Below are 15294 nucleotides of genomic sequence, written 5' to 3'. Positions count from 1 at the left end.
AACCGGGCCTGCGTCAAAAGAACGGGCGCGGGCCCGCCGCTTCGCGCGCCGTCTGCGGGCGCTCAGATCCGCTCGAGCGTCCAGTCGGGCGAGATGCGCGAGCGGCGGACGAACGGCGCCGTTTCGAGCCCCGCGAACAGCCCGTCCCGCGTGATGAGGGCGGTCTTCCAGCCATGCGCCTGCGCGCCAAGGATGTCGGTGTGGAGCGTGTCGCCGCACATAACGATGCGCTCGCGCGCGATGCCTGGAAGCGAGTGCTCGGCCAAGTCGTAGACCTCGGGGAAAGGCTTGCCGAAGAAGCGGACGGGCGCGGGGGTGCGGTCGAGCAGGAGATGGCCGTAGTAGCCGGGCTCGCGCGACAGCGACTGCCCCCGCGGCGCCACGAGGTCGGCATTGGCGACGAGCACGGGCAGCGGCCGCGCTCGAAGGCCGGCTTCGAGGCGCGCATGCCGCTCGGCCGTCCAGTCGGCCGCGGACAGGAACAGGATGCCCTCGATCCCCTCCGGCAGCGGCCCGTCGCCCGGCAGGCGCACCGCCTCGACCCCAAGGTCCGCAAGCCGGTCGTCCGGCGCCGCGATGACGCCCCAGCGCCGTCCGCGGAGGTGCCGCAGCGTGGCGTCGCGGCTGGTGATGATCTCGTGGCCCGCGAAGTCGAAGCCCAGCCGGCCGAACTTGGCGCAGGCCCCGGCATGGTCGTAGCTCGCGGCATTCGTCAGGACGCGGACCTGCTTGCCGGCCTCGCGCAAGGCATCGACACAGGTCCGCGCCCCGGGGATCGGCGTATCGCCGACATTGAGGACCCCGAAGGCATCGAACACGAAGGCGTCCGCGTCGCCGGCGATCTGCCGGAGCGAGGCGACCGGCGTGGCCGGGCCGCACCGCACGGCGCGCGGCAGGCGCGGGCGGATCTGCTCGTAACGCGTGAAGGTCTGTTCGGCGTCGTCCAAGTCGGGCGCTCTGTGCATGGCGGGCGATGCGGCTGGGTGGTCTTCCCGGGAGCCGGGGCGTCGTGCGGCGGCAGCCTCGGCATTTTTGGTCATTCGGTCAATCGCCTTTTCCCGCATCCGACACGAAACCGTTATAAATATATGCTTTATCAGGGAAAGGCGACGGCCGGGAGAGATTCCGACGCGCCGACACGCGGGAATCATTGACTCGAATATGATCGAATGGTCGGATTGACGTATCGAAAACTGGCCGAATGACCAATCATGTCCAGCAAGGTTGCCGCGCGGAGAGAGCGAATCCTCGAGCTGATGCAGCGCCGCGGGGCGGTCGATGTCGGCGATCTGTCGGAATTGCTCGGCGTCTCGCCGCAGACGGTCCGGCGCGACATAAACCATCTGTGCGACATCAGCGCCCTGCGCCGGCGCCACGGTGGCGCTGCCCTGTTCGAGCCGCGGCTGAACCTACCCTACGACGAGCGCAAGACCACGAACACCGAGGCCAAGCGCGCGATCGCCGCGGCGGTGGCGGCGATGGTTCCCAGCGGGGCCACGCTGTTCATCTCGGTCGGCACGACGCCGGCGATGGTCGCGCAGGCGCTGCGCAGGCACCGGCAGCTGACCGTCGTGACGAACAACCTGAACGCCGCCATGTCGCTGGCGCACGAGACGACGAACCGCATCATCCTGCCCGGCGGCGAGATGCGGCTGCCCGACCGCGACATCCTGGGCGATCACGTCGTGCGGCACTTCGCGGGCTACCGGGCCGAGTTCGGGATCTTCGGCGTCGGCGGGATCGCCGAGGATGGCGGGCTGCTGGACTTTCACATGACCGAGGTGCAGGTCCGCGAGCAGATCCGCTCGTCCTGCCAGGTCTCGGTGCTGGTCGCCGATCGCAGCAAGTTCGGCCGCATGGCCCCGGCGGTCGGCGGCACGATCCGCGATGTCGACCGGATCGTGATCGACGTGCCCCCGCCCGCGCCCTTCGCGGCGCTGATCGAGGCCGTGCCGGAGCGGGTGATCTGGGCGGGGGGGGAGGCCCGATGACCGCGGACGGCTTCGTCGTGCTCGAGAACGTGGCCAAGCGCTGGAACGGGCAGCTGGGCGTCGAGGGGGTGTCGCTCGCGGTTCCGCGCGGCGCCTTCGTGGCGCTGCTGGGGCCGTCGGGCTGCGGCAAGTCCACGACGCTTCGGCTCCTGTCGGGGCTCGAGGTTCCCGACGAGGGGCGCATCTCGATCGATGGCCGCGACGTGACGGCGGCGCCGCCATCGGCGCGCAATCTCTCGATGGTGTTCCAGTCCTATGCCCTGTTCCCGCATCTGAGCGTGGCCGAGAACGTCGTCTTCGGGCTCAAGGTGCGCGGGATCGGGCGCGCCGAGCGGCGCGAGAAGCTGCACCGCGCGCTCGAGATCACCGGGCTCGCGGGCCTCGAGGACCGCAAGCCGGGCGAGCTTTCGGGCGGGCAGCGCCAGCGCGTGGCGCTCGCGCGCGCGATCGTCGCCGGACAGCCCCTGTGCCTGATGGACGAGCCGCTGTCCAACCTCGACGCCAAGCTGCGGCACTCGGTCCGCAAGGACATCAAGAAGCTGCAGCGCGACCTGGGCATCACGGTGGTCTACGTTACCCACGACCAGACCGAGGCGATGAGCATGGCCGACATGGTGGTGCTGATGAAAGCGGGCCACATCCAGCAGGCCGGCACGCCCGAGGAGCTTTATTACCGGCCCGCGAACACCTTCGTGGCGGAATTCGTGGGCTCGCCGCCGATGGCGCTGATCGACGCCGCGGTCCTGCCGGGCTTCGAGGGCGCGGCCAGGATAGGCATCCGGGCCGAGAACGTCGCGGTCGCCGGGCCCGGCGACGGGAGGCTCGCCTGCCGGGTGTCTGAGTGCGAGTTCCTCGGCTCCGAGACCTTCGTGGGGCTGAGCCACGAGGGGGCCACGGGCCTTACGGTCAGCATGCCGGGACTGAGGAACATTCCCGCCGGCGAGCGGATCGAGATCACCTTCTCGGACGAGCACCTTCATTTCTTCGACGGCGCGGGGCGTCGGATCGAGGCGATCGGAGTGGAGCGGCCCGGAGGCTCGGCGGGCTAGCGGTCCGGGCGCAAAGTCGAAGCAGCGAACAGGGAGTCAGTCATGGGAATCCTGAAGAAGATCGGCCTCGGGGCCGCGGTCGCGGCGCTTCTCGCCTCGGCTGCCGCCGCGAAGACGGAGCTCACGATGTACTATCCGATCGCGGTCGGCGGCCCGCTGACCGAGGTCGTGAACGGCATGGTCGCCGAGTTCGAGGCGAAGCACCCCGACATCAAGGTGAATGCGATCTACTCGGGCAATTACGACGACACCCGGGTGCGCGCGCTCTCGGCCCTCAATTCGGGCGAGCCCGCACAGCTTGCGGTGATGTTCTCGATCGACGTCTACGACCTGATCGAGCAGGACATCATCCTGCCGTTCGACGACGTGGTCTCGGGCGACGAGGAGACGGCGTGGCTCGGCAGATTCTATCCCGCCCTAATGGCCAATGGCCGGGTCGAGGGCAAGACCTGGGGCATTCCGTTCCAGCGCTCGACCATCGTCGCCTACTACAACAAGGACAAGTTCCGCGAGGCCGGGCTCGACCCCGAGGCCCCGCCCAGCACATGGGCCGAGATGGTCGAGATGGGCAAGGCGCTGACCCGCGACGGAACCTGGGGACTGATGATCCCCTCGACCGGCTATCCCTACTGGATGTTCCAGGCGCTCGCGATCCAGAACGGCAAGGAGCTGATGTCGGATGACGGGCTGACGACCCAGTTCGACGACCCCGCGGTGATCGAGACGCTGGAGTTCTGGAAATCGCTTTCCACCGAGCACGGAATCATGCCCGCCGGGACGGTCGAGTGGGGCACGTTGCGCCAGGCCTTCCTCGAGGGGCAGACCGCGATGATGTGGCACTCGACCGGCAACCTGACGGCGGTGAAGGGTGCGGCCGCGTTCGACTTCGGCGTGGCCGAGCTGCCTGCCAATGTCCGCCCCGGTTCGCCGACCGGCGGCGGCAACTTCTACATCTTCAAGGACACCTCGGAGGAAGAGCGCCGCGCCGCGCTGGAGCTGATCAGGTTCATGACGTCGCCCGAGCAGGCCGCCGCCTGGTCGATCGCGACCGGCTACATGGGCGTCTCGCCCGCGGCCTACGAGACCGAGGCGCTGAAGGCCTATACCGCCGAGTTCCCGCCCGCGCTGGTCGCGCGCAATCAGCTTGAGCATGCCGTCGCGGAGTTCTCGACCTTCGAGACGGCCCGCGTGCGCGAGGGTCTCAACAACGCGATTCAGGCGGCGCTGACCGGCACGAAGCCGCCCGCCGAGGCGCTGGCCGAGGCGCAGGCCGCGGCCGAGCGGCTGCTCAAGCCCTATCGGTGAGGGTTTCCCGCCGGGCGGCGCGCCGAGGCCGCCGCCCGGTCTTTTCCGCGACAGGGGCGTGAGCGATGTCGGCACAGGCAGCTCTCGAGCGCAGGCGGCAGGCCATCTACGGATGGCTCCTGCTGTCGCCCGCGGCCGTCCTGCTCACGACCTTCGCCTTCTACCCCTCGATAGCGACCCTCTGGTCCAGCCTCTTCTCGCGGGGGACGCGCCGCAAGCCTCCGGAATTCGTGGGGCTCGAGAACTACCGCGATCTCATGGCCGACCCGACCTTCTGGCTCGTCGTCAAGAACAACCTCATCTACGCCGCGGTGACGATCCCGGTCTCGATCACCATCGCGCTTGCCATGGCGCTGTGGGCGAATTCGAAGATCCCGGCGCGGGGGCTCGTGCGCACGGCCTATTTCACCCCCACGGTGCTGCCGATGATCGCCGCGGCCAACCTGTGGCTGTTCTTCTACACGCCGGGGCTTGGCGTGCTCGACCAGATCGGGGCGCTGTTCGGCCTGCCCTCGGTGAACTGGCTGGGGCAGCCCGAGACGGCGCTCTGGGCCGTCATCATCGTGACGGTCTGGAAGGAGGCGGGGTTCTTCATGATCTTCTACCTCGCCGCGCTCCAGACCATCCCCGAGGACCTGCGTGAGGCGGCCGACATCGAGGGCGCGAGCCGCTGGACCTACACCCGGCGCATCGTGCTGCCGCTGCTGATGCCCACCACGCTGTTCATCGTCGTGAACGCGCTGATCAACTCCGTGAAGCTTATCGACCACCTCTTCATCCTCACGAAGGGTGGGCCGTCGGACGCCTCGAAGCTGATCCTCTACTACATCTGGGAGATGGCCTTCGCGTTCTTCGACGCGCCCCACGCGGCTGCGATGACGATCCTGGTGCTCGGCGTGCTCGCGGTCGTGGCGGGGATCAAGTTCAGCTATCTCGACAAGCGGACGCATTACCAATGAGCGCGGCCATGCGACATGCCGAGGGCCTTGGCGCGCTGCTGCTGGCGGCGGTCTGGATCTCGCCGCTCCTGTTCGCGTTCTGGGCGGCCTTCCACTCGACCTCGGATGCGGTGAACCTCAACATTTGGGCGCCGTGGACGCTCGACAACTTCCGCACGGCCTGGGCGGGGGCGCCGTGGCTGCGCTACTTCGTGAACACGTTCATCCTTGTCACCGTGGTGCTGATCGGGCAGTTCGTGGTCACCACGCTCGCGGGCTTCGCCTTCGCCAAGGTGGCGTTTCCGGGAAAGGACCTCGTCTTCATCCTCGTCCTGATGCAGCTGTTCATCCTGCCCGAGGTGCTGATCGTCGAGAACTACGCCATGGTCTCGCGCATCGGGCTGTTCGACACGATCCTCGGGGTCGGGATGCCCTACATGGCCAGCGCCTTCGGCATCTTCCTTATGCGGCAAGCCTTCAAGTCGGTGCCGATCGAGCTGCACGAGGCCGCGCGGATCGAGGGGTGCGGCTGGCTGGGGTTGCTTATGCGGGTCTATGTGCCGCTGGCCTGGCCCACGTACCTGGCCTACGCGCTGGTCTCGGTCTCGACCCACTGGAACAATTTCCTGTGGCCGCTGATCGTGACGAACTCGCCCGAGACGCGGCCACTGACGGTTGGCCTTTCGATCTTCGGGGCGCCCGAGAACGGTGTCGACATCTCGGTCATCTCGGCCGCGACGATGATGTCCATCGCGCCGCTGCTGGTGGCCTTCCTGGTGTTCCAGCGCCAGTTCGTGCAGGCCTTCCTGCGGGCGGGGATCAAGTGACGCGCGCGACGGCGGACCGGCGCGAGGCCCGATGCCGCGCGTGATCCAGATCAGCGACCTGCATGTCGTGGCGCGCCCGCGCCGGGTGTCGGGGCAGCTCGACACCGAGGGGCTGCTCGAGGACGCGATCGGCCGCATCCTTGATGACATGCGTGGCTTCGGGCCCATCGACGCCGTGCTGGTGACGGGCGATGTCAGCGACGACGGAAGCCCCGAGAGCTACGCCCTGGCGCGCCGCCAGCTCGACCGGCTGGGGTTGCCGCTGATGGTGGTGCCCGGCAACCACGACCGGCGCGAGCCGATGCGCGAGGCCTTCGCCGACCTCGCCGGCGTGCCGGCCCGAGGCCCGATCGACTGGGCGGTCGACCTTGGCGAACTGCGCGTGATCGGCCTCGACACGCTGGTCGAGGGCGAGAGCGGCGGCAGCCTGAGCGACGCATCCCTGTCCTTCCTCGCCGCCGCGCTCGAGGGCGCCGGCGGGCGGGCGGTGCTGATCGCGATGCACCATCCGCCCTTCGAGACCGGAATCCGCTTCATGGACCGGATCGGCCTCAGCCGCGGCGGCGAGCTTGAGGTGGCGCTGGGCGGGGCGGGCGGCCCCGTCCGCATCATCTGCGGCCATGTGCACGCCCCGATTGCCGGCGCGGTCGGCAGCCATGTGGCGCTGGCCGCGCCGTCGGTCTGCAGCGCCTTCGCCATCGACTACCGGGTGGAAGCGCCGGTCGGCTTCAGGACCGGGCCGCGCGGCTACATGGTCCACGAGTGGAACGGCCGCTTCCTGAGTGCCACGCTCACCTTCTGCGAGACCCAAGGCCCGTTCCCGTTCTGAAATCCCCCTCCCCGATCACGACATTGCCCGAAGCGCCATGGGTGGTCTGCGCGGCGGCTCGTGGGGCTTGAGGGAAGCGTCTGGCTTGCGGCGGCGGGCCGCGCGCGCCTCTCCCTTCGTCATTTTGTCCGGCGCAAGGGTGCGGATCTCGAAACGAATTTGACGTCCGTCAAAGTCTTAAACACATCGAACCTGTAGAACCCTCGGCGAGGGTGCGGCCTCAATCGCACAAGTGTCGGCAAGGCGGAACTGACGCGCGTTCGCGTGGTCGGAAAGAGGATCTTCAGGACTGTCTACAATTCGCCAATTCATGTTTTCAGCATCGATGACCTGGCAGGGACATTTTCCGGTCTGCCATTCGCCGACAACCCGAGCTTCCTCGACCTTGCAGGCTCGGTCGTGACGCCCTTCATCGACGAGGACGGCAACGTCCTCTACGGCATCGACAACGAGTTCGGCTTCTACGCCACCGACTTCATCGGCGCCGAGCAGAAGGTCCTAGACGGCGATTACGCCGAGGGGTTCGCCGGGAAGTGCTACGATCCGAGCGACCCGACGACCGTGCTTGGCCTCGCGCTTCGGAACGCCGAGACCGATGTCTTCCGTTCGGGCGCGCCGCTCGGCACCTGGGCGCTCGGTATCGGTGGCGAGACCGTCAAGGCCTCGACCGAGCACTTTGCCACGATGGCCGACCTGCTCTCGGACCACGCCTTCCCGGGTGATGCGGACGCGATCGCGCCGCTCGGCAACGACCACAAGCTGCTGGACCTGCGACCGACGGGCCCCGTCGGCACGCTCGAGCCCGGTCTCGTCCACGACTTCTATGTCGAGGAGCTGGCCGAGGCGCTGTAGCGGGCGATCGACAAAGTGGGCGGCGCCGACACGCTCCACGACGATCTCGACTTCGACCGTGCCGTTGGTCCCGAACACGCCGCCGCCCTATCAGCGCGACAACATCAAGTACGAGACGGGGGTGCGGACCACCACGACCCTCAACCTGCTCGACCGGGGCGCGGACGCGGACGGCGACGGGATCCCCGATCCCTCGCCGCTCGGCACCAGCCTCGGCTGGAAGGTGATCGACCCCACGCGGCTGGATGTCGATGGTGACGGCATCATCGACGAGGGATGGTCGCGGGTGAATGGCACTCTCGGTGCCGGCGACGCGTTGCCCGAGGGGCTGATCCTGTCGGCGGTCACGCCCAACGGCGTCACCCTCGACCAGAACTTCCTCGATGCGGCCGCCTACCTCAAGGGCGACCGGCAGGATGCGGCCAACCTCTACGACATCCGGCTGGTGATCGAATACGAGCCGATCCCGGAGGAAGTGACCGTGGGTGCGGTGCAGGAGATCACGCTCAGCCACAACGCGCGGGTCGTCGGCTACCAGTACGGAGCGACCTTCGCCGCCCCGGTGGTCGCCCTCCCGCCCCCGACGCTGGCGGGCAACCAGCCGGTCTCGGTGACGGTGAGCGGGGTGACGGCAACCGGCGCGACGGTCGCGCTCCATGAGCCCGACTACCTCGACGGCTGGCATAACCCGGAGACGGTGTCGATGCTCACCCCTCGAGTAGGGAAACTGGACCCTGCCGGACGACACGCGGCTCGAGGTCGGGACCGTCGATCTCGCGGCGGGGGCGGTGTCGACCTTCACCGCCGTGACGTTCGAACATGCCTTCGACGAGGCGCCGACGGTGCTCGTCCAGCGCCAGACCGACACGGCACCGGCTGGGCGATCGCGCGGGTGCGCAACGTCACGACGACCGGGTTCGAAGTCGCCACCCAGGAGCAGGAGGCCAGCGACGGCCTGCACAGCGCGGAAGTGGTCGGCTGGGTCGCGATCGATGCGGCGAGCGCGTCGGGCGTGATCGACCGGGGCGTGGTCGATGCCCAGGCCTTCACGATCGCGCAGGGCGTCAACCACAAGGGTGGCTCGTTCGCCTTCGACGCGGCGAGCGGCCTCGATCCGCGGGTGTCGGCGGGCATCTCCAGCTTCTTCGGCGAGGATCCGGCCATGCTGCGGCTGACGGATCTCGCGAATGACGGGTCGGCCGCGACGGCGGACTTCCTCGTGCTGGAGGAGCGGAGCGCCGACGACGAGATCTGGCACGTGCTGGAGGACGTCTCCGCCATCGCCTTCGAGACGGCCGGTCTGCTGACGGGGTCGGCGACGTCGGTCGACATGTTCGCCTTCGCCTGCGAACCGGGCGGAACATCCGCCGGGCGGCGCCATCGCCGCCCGGTATTCCTCTCGACCCGAGGATGCGCGGGGCCGAGGAGCGCCAAGTAACACGCCCGGCCGCCGGCGCGGCGTCTCACGGTGCCGAGGGGCTGCGCTCGAGTATGGCCTTCAGGTCATTGGCGGTCTGCGACGGCGCCAGGTACATCGCGACCCCGAGCGCGAGCAGCGCGATGCAGGCGGCCAGAACGAGCCAGTCGAGGATCGCTGGTGCTTTCGCCTGCGACCCCTGCCGATGCGCGAACGGGCGACCCTGATCGAACACTGCCAGCTCCCGCGCATGAGGTCGGCTTACGCAAATCGAAGCGCCCCATAATTGCACACACCCTCTCAAATGCAATCTAAGGTTGTTCGGCAGCGCCCCTCGCGCACCCGCTCGCGATCCGAAGCGCGGCCTGGGTTTCGTCGCGCGCTCCGTCCTGTCGGCGTTCCCGATCACGCGGCGGCGCGGGGCGCGCCACCGGGATGGGCGGCGGCGCCCTCAGTCTAGGGCGGAGACCTGGTAGGCCGAGCGCGCGAGCCACTCGGCCGAGATCTCGACGCCCCAGCCGGGCGCGTCCGTCACCATCGCCGCGCCGTCCTCGATGCCATAGGGGCTAACGACGAAGAGCCCCTCCTGCCATGGGTAATAGTCCGGCCCCTCGATCGAGAATTCGAGGTATTTCCCCGCATTCGGGATGGCGCGCAGCAGGTGCATGGTGAAGAGCGTGACCATCGAGAGGTTCGCGCAATGCGGCGTGACCGGGAGGCCTGCGGCCTCGGCCATCCGCGCGACCCGCAGCGTCCGCGCGATGCCGCCCAGGTAGCAGACATCGGGCTGCACGATGTCGACGGCGCGCATCTCGATCATGTGCCGCCAGGTCGAGAGGTCGCAATCCTGCTCGCCGCCCGTGACGTCGATGTCGAGCGCGTCCGCGACCTCCTTGGTCTGCTCCAGTTCCCAGTAGGGGCAGGGCTCCTCGTAATGGCAGAAGCCATGCGCCTCGAGCACCCTCCCGACCTCGATCGCGCGGGGCGGGCTGTAGCAGCTGTTCGCGTCGATCAGCAGGTCGGCGTCGGGGCCCAGCGCGCGGCGCATCTCGGGGATGATCTCCTCGGTCCGGCCCGGCCACTCGTCGCGGTTGCGCCCGACCTCGGCGCCGGCGCGGACCTTGAAGGCGGTGAAGCCCTGCTCGCCGGCAAGGCGCTTCAGCCGCTCGCCCTCGGCCTTCGGCGTGATGTCGCGCTTCATCGACGAGGCGTAGGCCCGGATGGGTCCCGGCGTGCCGCCGAGAAGGGCGACCACCGGCTTGCCGGCCAGCTTGCCGCGCAGGTCCCAGATGGCGGTGTCGAGGCCCGCGAGCGCGCGCCGCAGATACGAGCCGGGGAACTTGTGCTCGCGCTCGGTCACGAGGTCCAGGAGGTCGTCGAGGTCGGTCGTGTCCTGCCCCAGCGTCCAGGGCGCGACCTGCCGGTGCATCACCTCGCAGGTGATGTCGGAATTGTAGGTCGAGACCTGGCCCCAGCCCTGCGCGCCGTCCTCGGACGTGACGCGGACGAAGCCCACGTACCGGTTGCAGAAAGTCTCGATGCTTCGGATCTTCATGATGGCCCCCTCAGGTGCGCGCCCCGCCCAAGATCAGGTCGGCGGCTTTCTCGCCGACCATGATCGCGGGCGCGTTGGTGTTTCCAGTCGTGATGTTCGGAAATATCGAGGCGTCGGCGACGCGGAGGCCCTCAATGCCGTGGACCTTCAGCGTCGGGTCGACCACGGCGTTTTCGGGATCGCGGTCCATCCGGCAGGTTCCGCAGGGGTGGAACACCGTCCAGGATCGGGCGCGCACGAAGGCTTCGAGCTCGGCGTCGGTCGTGGTCCCGGCGCCCGGCTCAAGCTCGCTCTCGATCACGGCGGCGAGCGCGGGGGCCGCCGCGATGCGGCGCAGAAGGCGGATGCCCGCCAGCATCTGCGCGAGGTCCTCGGGCGCCGCGAGGTAGTTGGGATGGATCGCGGGGGGCTCGAAGGGGTCGGGCGAGCGGATCTGCAGGCGACCCCGGCTCTGGGGGCGGCAGGGGTTCATGCCGAAAAGGAAGCCGGGGAAGGGGTCGGGGCTCATCAGCGGCCGCTTACCGGCCGGCGCGCGCGTGTAGCTGACGGGCGAGAAATAGAGCTGGATGTCCGGCCGATCGATATCCGCGCGCGAGCGCAGGAAGCCGCCCGCCTGGTTGACGCTGAGGCTGAGCGGGCCGCGGCGCGTCAGCAGGTAGCGAAGCCCCACCCGCAGCTTGCCCGCCCAGGGCCCCAGGACCTGGTTGAGCGTCGGAACGCGCGCACGGTAGAGGTTGTCGGTGCAGAGATGGTCCTGCAGGTTCCGCCCCACCGCGGGAACATCGCGCACCACCGGAACTTCCATGGATTGCAGCAGCGCGCCTGGCCCTATCCCTGAAAGCTGGAGGATCTGCGGGCTGCCGATGGCGCCTGCCGCCAGCACGATCTCGCGCCGGGCGCGGACGGTCCGCTCGGCGCCGTGCTGTCGATAGTGGACAGCTACGGCACGGCGCCCCTCGAACGCTATCCCCGTGACATGGGCATGAAACACCGTCGCGAGGTTCGCGCGGCGCATCGCCGGGCGCAGGTAGCAGCGCGCGGTCGAGGCGCGCCGCCCGCTGCGCGTCGTGATCTGGTAGAGCGCCGCCCCCTCCATCGTCGCGCCGTTGTAGTCGGCGGTGACCGGAAAGCCCGCCTGCCGCGCGGCCTCGAGGAACCGGTGGCACAGCGGGTGCACCTCGTCCGACACGTCCGAGACCGCGAGCGGGCCGCCCGCGCCGCGATGGGTATCGGCCCCGCCCGACCAGTCCTCCATCCGCCGGAACAGGGGTCCCACATCGGCCCAGGACCAGCCGGGCGCGTGCTCGGCCCACCCGTCGAAGTCGGCCGGATGGCCGCGGACATAGACCATGGCGTTGATCGAGCTCGACCCGCCCGCGACCTTGCCGCGCGGCCAGTAGCTGGTGCGCCCGCCCAGCGCCTCGACGGGCTCGGTCACGTACTTCCAGTTCACGCGGGCGTCGTAGTAGACCTTGCCGTAGCCGATCGGCAGATGAAGCCAGGGGCTGCGGTCCGGGCCGCCTGCCTCGAGCACGAGGACGCGGTGGCGCCCGTCCGCGCTGAGGCGGTTCGCGAGCACGGCGCCCGCCGAGCCCGCGCCGACGATGACGAAGTCGAACTCCGCCCCCTCCATCGCGGGGCTCAGTCGGCGCGCGACCGGTCCCGGCCGAACAGCTGGGCCAGGACCATCAGGAGCGAGGTCACGACGATCATGATGGTCGAGATCGAGGCGATCGTCGGGTCGATCTGGTCGCGCAGCGCGTTGAACATGTTGCGCGTGAGCGTCGAGTTGTCCCCGCCCGAGATGAACATCGCCACCACCACCTCGTCGAACGACGTGAGGAAGGAAAGCAGCGCCGCGGTCACGACCGAGAAGCGGATCTGCGGCAGCGTCACCGTGAGGAACGCCCGCGCCCGCGAGGCGCCGAGGCTGCGGGCCGCCATCTCCTGGTTCATGTCGTAGCTCTTGAGCCCCGAGGCGGTGACGATCAGCACGAGCGGCAGCGCCAGCATGCTGTGCGCGAGCACGAGCCCGGCAAGCGTGTAGAGGATCTGGAGCTTGACGTAGACGTAGAAGGCACCGATCGCGACCAGGATCAGCGGCACCATCATCGGCGTGATCAGCAGCACGAAGACGGCCCGTCCCCATCGCAGCTGCGAGGCGTGGAGCCCGTAGGCGGCCATCACCCCGAGCGGCGTCGCCACCAGCATCGTCAGCGTGGCGGCGGCAAGCGAGGTCCGCGTCGCCGCCATCCACTCGGCCGAGCCGAAATATTCGCGGTACCAGCGCGTCGACCATTCCTGCGGCGGGAACTCGAGATATTGCGAGCCCGAGAAGGACATCGGCACCACGATCAGTGTGGGCGCCACCAGAAAGACCATCACGATCGCGGCGAAGGCATAGAGCCAGAGGCGCTGGCCATGGCTCACCTGCGTCTCGGAGGCGGGGGCGGCGAGCCAGCGTCGCATCAATGCGCCCCCGTCAGCCGTTCGAGCCGGATGAACCGGGCGGCGAGCCACAGCGTTGCGAGGGTAAGCACCATGAGCACGACGCCGAGCGCGCTGGCCGCGCCCCAGTTCACGAACAGCTCGATGTTCGAGGCGATCCGCATCGACACCAGGATCACCTTGCCGCCGCCCAGCACCGCCGGGGTGACATAGAAGCCGAGGCAGAGCACGAAGACCATCAGCGCCCCGGCGAACAGCCCCGGCAGCGACAGCGGGAAGAACACCGTCCAGAAGGCCCGCACGGGTCCCGCCCCCATGCTGGCGGCCGCGCGCATGTAGTCGCGCTCGATCGCCTTCATCGAACTGAGGGCCGGCAGCACCAGGAAGGGCAGCATGATATGCACCATGCCGATCAGCGTGCCGCTCAGATTGTGCACGAACTTGAGCGGCTCGTCCCAGAGGCCGAGCTCGATCGCCCAGCTGTTCACCAGTCCCTGCTTCTGGAGGAGGACGAGCCAGGCATAGGTGCGTACGAGCAGCGAGGTCCAGAACGGCAGCAGCACCGTGATGAGGCACAGGTTCGCCGCCCGGCGGGGAAGCTGCGACAGGAAATAGGCGAAGGGATAGCCGATCAGGATGCAGATGGCGGTCGTCGCGAGGCTGACCTCGAAGGTGGTGCGGAAGATCCGGGCATAGGATTTCTGCTCGATCATCCGCGCGTAGTTCTCGAGCGAGAAGGCGCCGCCCGCGCCTATGAAGGAAACATAGAACAGCCATCCCGCCGGGATGACGAGCACGATCAGCACGACGACGATGGCAGGCGAGCAGAGGCCGAAGAGCGCAAGCCGCTCGCGTGCCGCGTCGCGCCGCAGCCCCGCGGCATTGGCCGCCGCATCCCCGGGCGCGAACGCCCCGGCGATGGCCTCGGCTGCCATCGTCAGCCCTCCCCGTCCGGCACGAGGACGGTGTCGCGGACATTGAGGCCCAGCACGATGCGCTCGCCCGGCTTCGGCAGGGCCGCGATGGTGTCGCGCCGCACCACGTCGCGCAGCGCGATCTCGGTCCCGTCGCCCAGCCGCGCCGTCAGGAGGAAGCTGTCCCCCTGGTAGACGATGCCCTCGACCGTCGCGGCGAAATGGTTCATGTCGGGCGCCGGATCGCTGGCGACGAGCTGCAGCCGCTCGGGGCGCAGCACCAGCAGGAGCCTACCCCCGCGGGGCGGCGGGGCGTCGAGACGGAGCGGGCGCCCCTCGTGCCGCACCTCGCCGTCCTCGACGGCGACGGCCAGGAAGGCCGACTCGCCGATGAAGTCGGCGACGAAGCGGTTTGCCGGGCGGTCGTAGATCGCCACGGGATCGCCAAGCTGCATGAGCCGCCCGTGATTGATGACCGCGATGCGGTCCGACATGGTCAGCGCCTCGCGCTGGTCGTGGGTGACATAGACCGTGGTCATGCCCAGCTTGTCGTGAAGCTGGCGCAGCTCGATTTGCATCCGCTCGCGCAGCTTCTTGTCGAGCGCCGAGAGCGGCTCGTCCATCAGGAGGATGCGCGGCTCGAACACGATGGCGCGCGCCAGCGCCACGCGCTGCCGCTGCCCGCCCGAGAGCTGGTCGATCCGGCGCGCGCCGTAGCCGCCGAGCTGCACGGTCTCGAGCGCCCAGTCGACGCGCCGCGCGATCTCGGCCTGGGGCACGCGGCGGATGCGCAGCGGATAGCCCACGTTCCCCGCAACGCTCATATGCGGGAACAGCGCATAGTTCTGGAACACCATGCCCACCCCGCGCAGATGGGGGGGCGTGCGGATCATCTCGGCCTCGCCGAACCGCAGGCTGCCCGCGTCCGGCCGCGTGAAGCCCGCCAGCACCATCAGGAGCGTCGTCTTGCCCGACCCCGACGGGCCGAGCAGCGTCATGAACTCGCCGCTGCGGATGTCGAGGTCCATCGCGTCGAGGGCGCGCACCCGGCCATAGGCCTTGGTCACACCCTGGATCCGTATCGGCAGGGCCGCCGCACTGGCATCTCTCACGCGCTCTCTCCCGTCGCGGGAGCGGCGCGCGCCGCTCCCTCCGTTGGCGCAAGCCCG

Annotated in this window: 15 protein-coding genes; 8 read left to right on the top strand and 7 right to left on the bottom strand. The window is 69.0% G+C overall.

The annotated features are described in order from the left end of the window. Nucleotides 1–62 precede the first annotated feature (62 nt). Nucleotides 63–947, bottom strand: coding sequence for an HAD-IIA family hydrolase (locus M1105_RS04505; protein ID WP_249579155.1), 885 nt, complete (start codon nt 945–947; stop codon nt 63–65). A gap of 264 nt (nt 948–1211) precedes the next feature. Here M1105_RS04505 and M1105_RS04500 point away from each other — a divergent pair, with 264 nt between their 5' ends. The 8 genes from M1105_RS04500 to M1105_RS04465 all read left to right on the top strand — a co-directional run bounded on the left by M1105_RS04500 (nt 1212) and on the right by M1105_RS04465 (nt 9229). Then, complete coding sequence (locus M1105_RS04500) at nt 1212–1991, top strand: DeoR/GlpR family DNA-binding transcription regulator (protein WP_249579154.1); 780 nt, start codon at nt 1212–1214, stop codon at nt 1989–1991. Further along, nucleotides 1988–3040 carry an ABC transporter ATP-binding protein gene (locus tag M1105_RS04495; RefSeq protein ID WP_249579153.1) on the top strand — a complete coding sequence of 351 codons (1053 nt, stop codon included), beginning with the start codon at nt 1988–1990 and terminating at the stop codon, nt 3038–3040. The genes M1105_RS04500 and M1105_RS04495 overlap by 4 nt, the downstream gene beginning before the upstream one ends. A gap of 42 nt (nt 3041–3082) precedes the next feature. Next, complete coding sequence (locus M1105_RS04490) at nt 3083–4345, top strand: ABC transporter substrate-binding protein (protein WP_249579152.1); 1263 nt, start codon at nt 3083–3085, stop codon at nt 4343–4345. Nucleotides 4346–4410: 65 nt separating this feature from the next. Continuing rightward, nucleotides 4411–5304: a carbohydrate ABC transporter permease gene (locus M1105_RS04485; protein WP_249579151.1), complete on the top strand. Its 894-nt coding sequence runs from the start codon at nt 4411–4413 to the stop codon at nt 5302–5304. Then, nucleotides 5301–6110 (top strand): carbohydrate ABC transporter permease, encoded by an 810-nt coding sequence (locus tag M1105_RS04480; protein WP_249579150.1) that lies wholly within the window; start codon nt 5301–5303, stop codon nt 6108–6110. Before M1105_RS04485 ends, M1105_RS04480 begins: the two co-directional genes overlap by 4 nt. Nucleotides 6111–6141: 31 nt before the next feature. Then, nucleotides 6142–6939: a phosphodiesterase gene (locus M1105_RS04475; RefSeq protein WP_249579149.1), complete on the top strand. Its 798-nt coding sequence runs from the start codon at nt 6142–6144 to the stop codon at nt 6937–6939. Between the two features lie 399 nt (nt 6940–7338). Beyond that, nucleotides 7339–7791 carry a hypothetical protein gene (locus M1105_RS04470; RefSeq protein WP_249579148.1) on the top strand — a complete coding sequence of 151 codons (453 nt, stop codon included), beginning with the start codon at nt 7339–7341 and terminating at the stop codon, nt 7789–7791. Nucleotides 7792–7912: 121 nt separating this feature from the next. Beyond that, nucleotides 7913–9229: a hypothetical protein gene (locus M1105_RS04465; RefSeq protein WP_249579147.1), complete on the top strand. Its 1317-nt coding sequence runs from the start codon at nt 7913–7915 to the stop codon at nt 9227–9229. A gap of 25 nt (nt 9230–9254) precedes the next feature. On the opposite strand, the gene M1105_RS04460 is transcribed toward M1105_RS04465, so the two are convergent. From M1105_RS04460 to M1105_RS04435, 6 genes are all read right to left on the bottom strand, one after another. Then, complete coding sequence (locus M1105_RS04460) at nt 9255–9443, bottom strand: hypothetical protein (protein ID WP_249579146.1); 189 nt, start codon at nt 9441–9443, stop codon at nt 9255–9257. Nucleotides 9444–9659: 216 nt separating this feature from the next. Further along, nucleotides 9660–10763, bottom strand: a complete 1104-nt coding sequence (locus tag M1105_RS04455; protein ID WP_249579145.1) for a mandelate racemase/muconate lactonizing enzyme family protein — start codon at nt 10761–10763, stop codon at nt 9660–9662. A gap of 10 nt (nt 10764–10773) precedes the next feature. Beyond that, on the bottom strand, nt 10774–12396 hold the full coding sequence (locus M1105_RS04450) for a GMC family oxidoreductase (RefSeq protein ID WP_249579144.1): 1623 nt from the start codon (nt 12394–12396) through the stop codon (nt 10774–10776). An 8-nt stretch (nt 12397–12404) separates the two neighbouring features. Then, nucleotides 12405–13232: an ABC transporter permease gene (locus M1105_RS04445; protein WP_249579143.1), complete on the bottom strand. Its 828-nt coding sequence runs from the start codon at nt 13230–13232 to the stop codon at nt 12405–12407. After that, nucleotides 13232–14146, bottom strand: coding sequence for an ABC transporter permease (locus M1105_RS04440; protein ID WP_249579142.1), 915 nt, complete (start codon nt 14144–14146; stop codon nt 13232–13234). Before M1105_RS04440 ends, M1105_RS04445 begins: the two co-directional genes overlap by 1 nt. A 2-nt stretch (nt 14147–14148) precedes the next feature. Continuing rightward, on the bottom strand, nt 14149–15237 hold the full coding sequence (locus M1105_RS04435; protein WP_249579141.1) for an ABC transporter ATP-binding protein: 1089 nt from the start codon (nt 15235–15237) through the stop codon (nt 14149–14151). Nucleotides 15238–15294: the final 57 nt, after the last annotated feature.

The sequence above is a fragment of the Thermohalobaculum sediminis genome (assembly GCF_023487995.1).
Classification (GTDB): domain Bacteria; phylum Pseudomonadota; class Alphaproteobacteria; order Rhodobacterales; family Rhodobacteraceae; genus Thermohalobaculum; species Thermohalobaculum sediminis.
Note: the sequence above shows the minus strand (reverse complement) of the source record. Positions and strands in the feature narration are given on the sequence as shown.

What these genes read in the sequence shown, in the direction of transcription:
- M1105_RS04500 (WP_249579154.1), top strand. Translation starts at nt 1,212, where the DNA reads ATGTCCAGCAAGGTTGCCGCGCGGAGAGAGCGAATCCTCGAGCTGATG.
- M1105_RS04495 (WP_249579153.1), top strand. Translation starts at nt 1,988, where the DNA reads ATGACCGCGGACGGCTTCGTCGTGCTCGAGAACGTGGCCAAGCGCTGG.
- M1105_RS04490 (WP_249579152.1), top strand. Translation starts at nt 3,083, where the DNA reads ATGGGAATCCTGAAGAAGATCGGCCTCGGGGCCGCGGTCGCGGCGCTT.
- M1105_RS04485 (WP_249579151.1), top strand. Translation starts at nt 4,411, where the DNA reads ATGTCGGCACAGGCAGCTCTCGAGCGCAGGCGGCAGGCCATCTACGGA.
- M1105_RS04480 (WP_249579150.1), top strand. Translation starts at nt 5,301, where the DNA reads ATGAGCGCGGCCATGCGACATGCCGAGGGCCTTGGCGCGCTGCTGCTG.
- M1105_RS04475 (WP_249579149.1), top strand. Translation starts at nt 6,142, where the DNA reads ATGCCGCGCGTGATCCAGATCAGCGACCTGCATGTCGTGGCGCGCCCG.
- M1105_RS04455 (WP_249579145.1), bottom strand. Translation starts at nt 10,763, where the DNA reads ATGAAGATCCGAAGCATCGAGACTTTCTGCAACCGGTACGTGGGCTTC.
- M1105_RS04450 (WP_249579144.1), bottom strand. Translation starts at nt 12,396, where the DNA reads ATGGAGGGGGCGGAGTTCGACTTCGTCATCGTCGGCGCGGGCTCGGCG.
- M1105_RS04445 (WP_249579143.1), bottom strand. Translation starts at nt 13,232, where the DNA reads ATGCGACGCTGGCTCGCCGCCCCCGCCTCCGAGACGCAGGTGAGCCAT.
- M1105_RS04440 (WP_249579142.1), bottom strand. Translation starts at nt 14,146, where the DNA reads ATGGCAGCCGAGGCCATCGCCGGGGCGTTCGCGCCCGGGGATGCGGCG.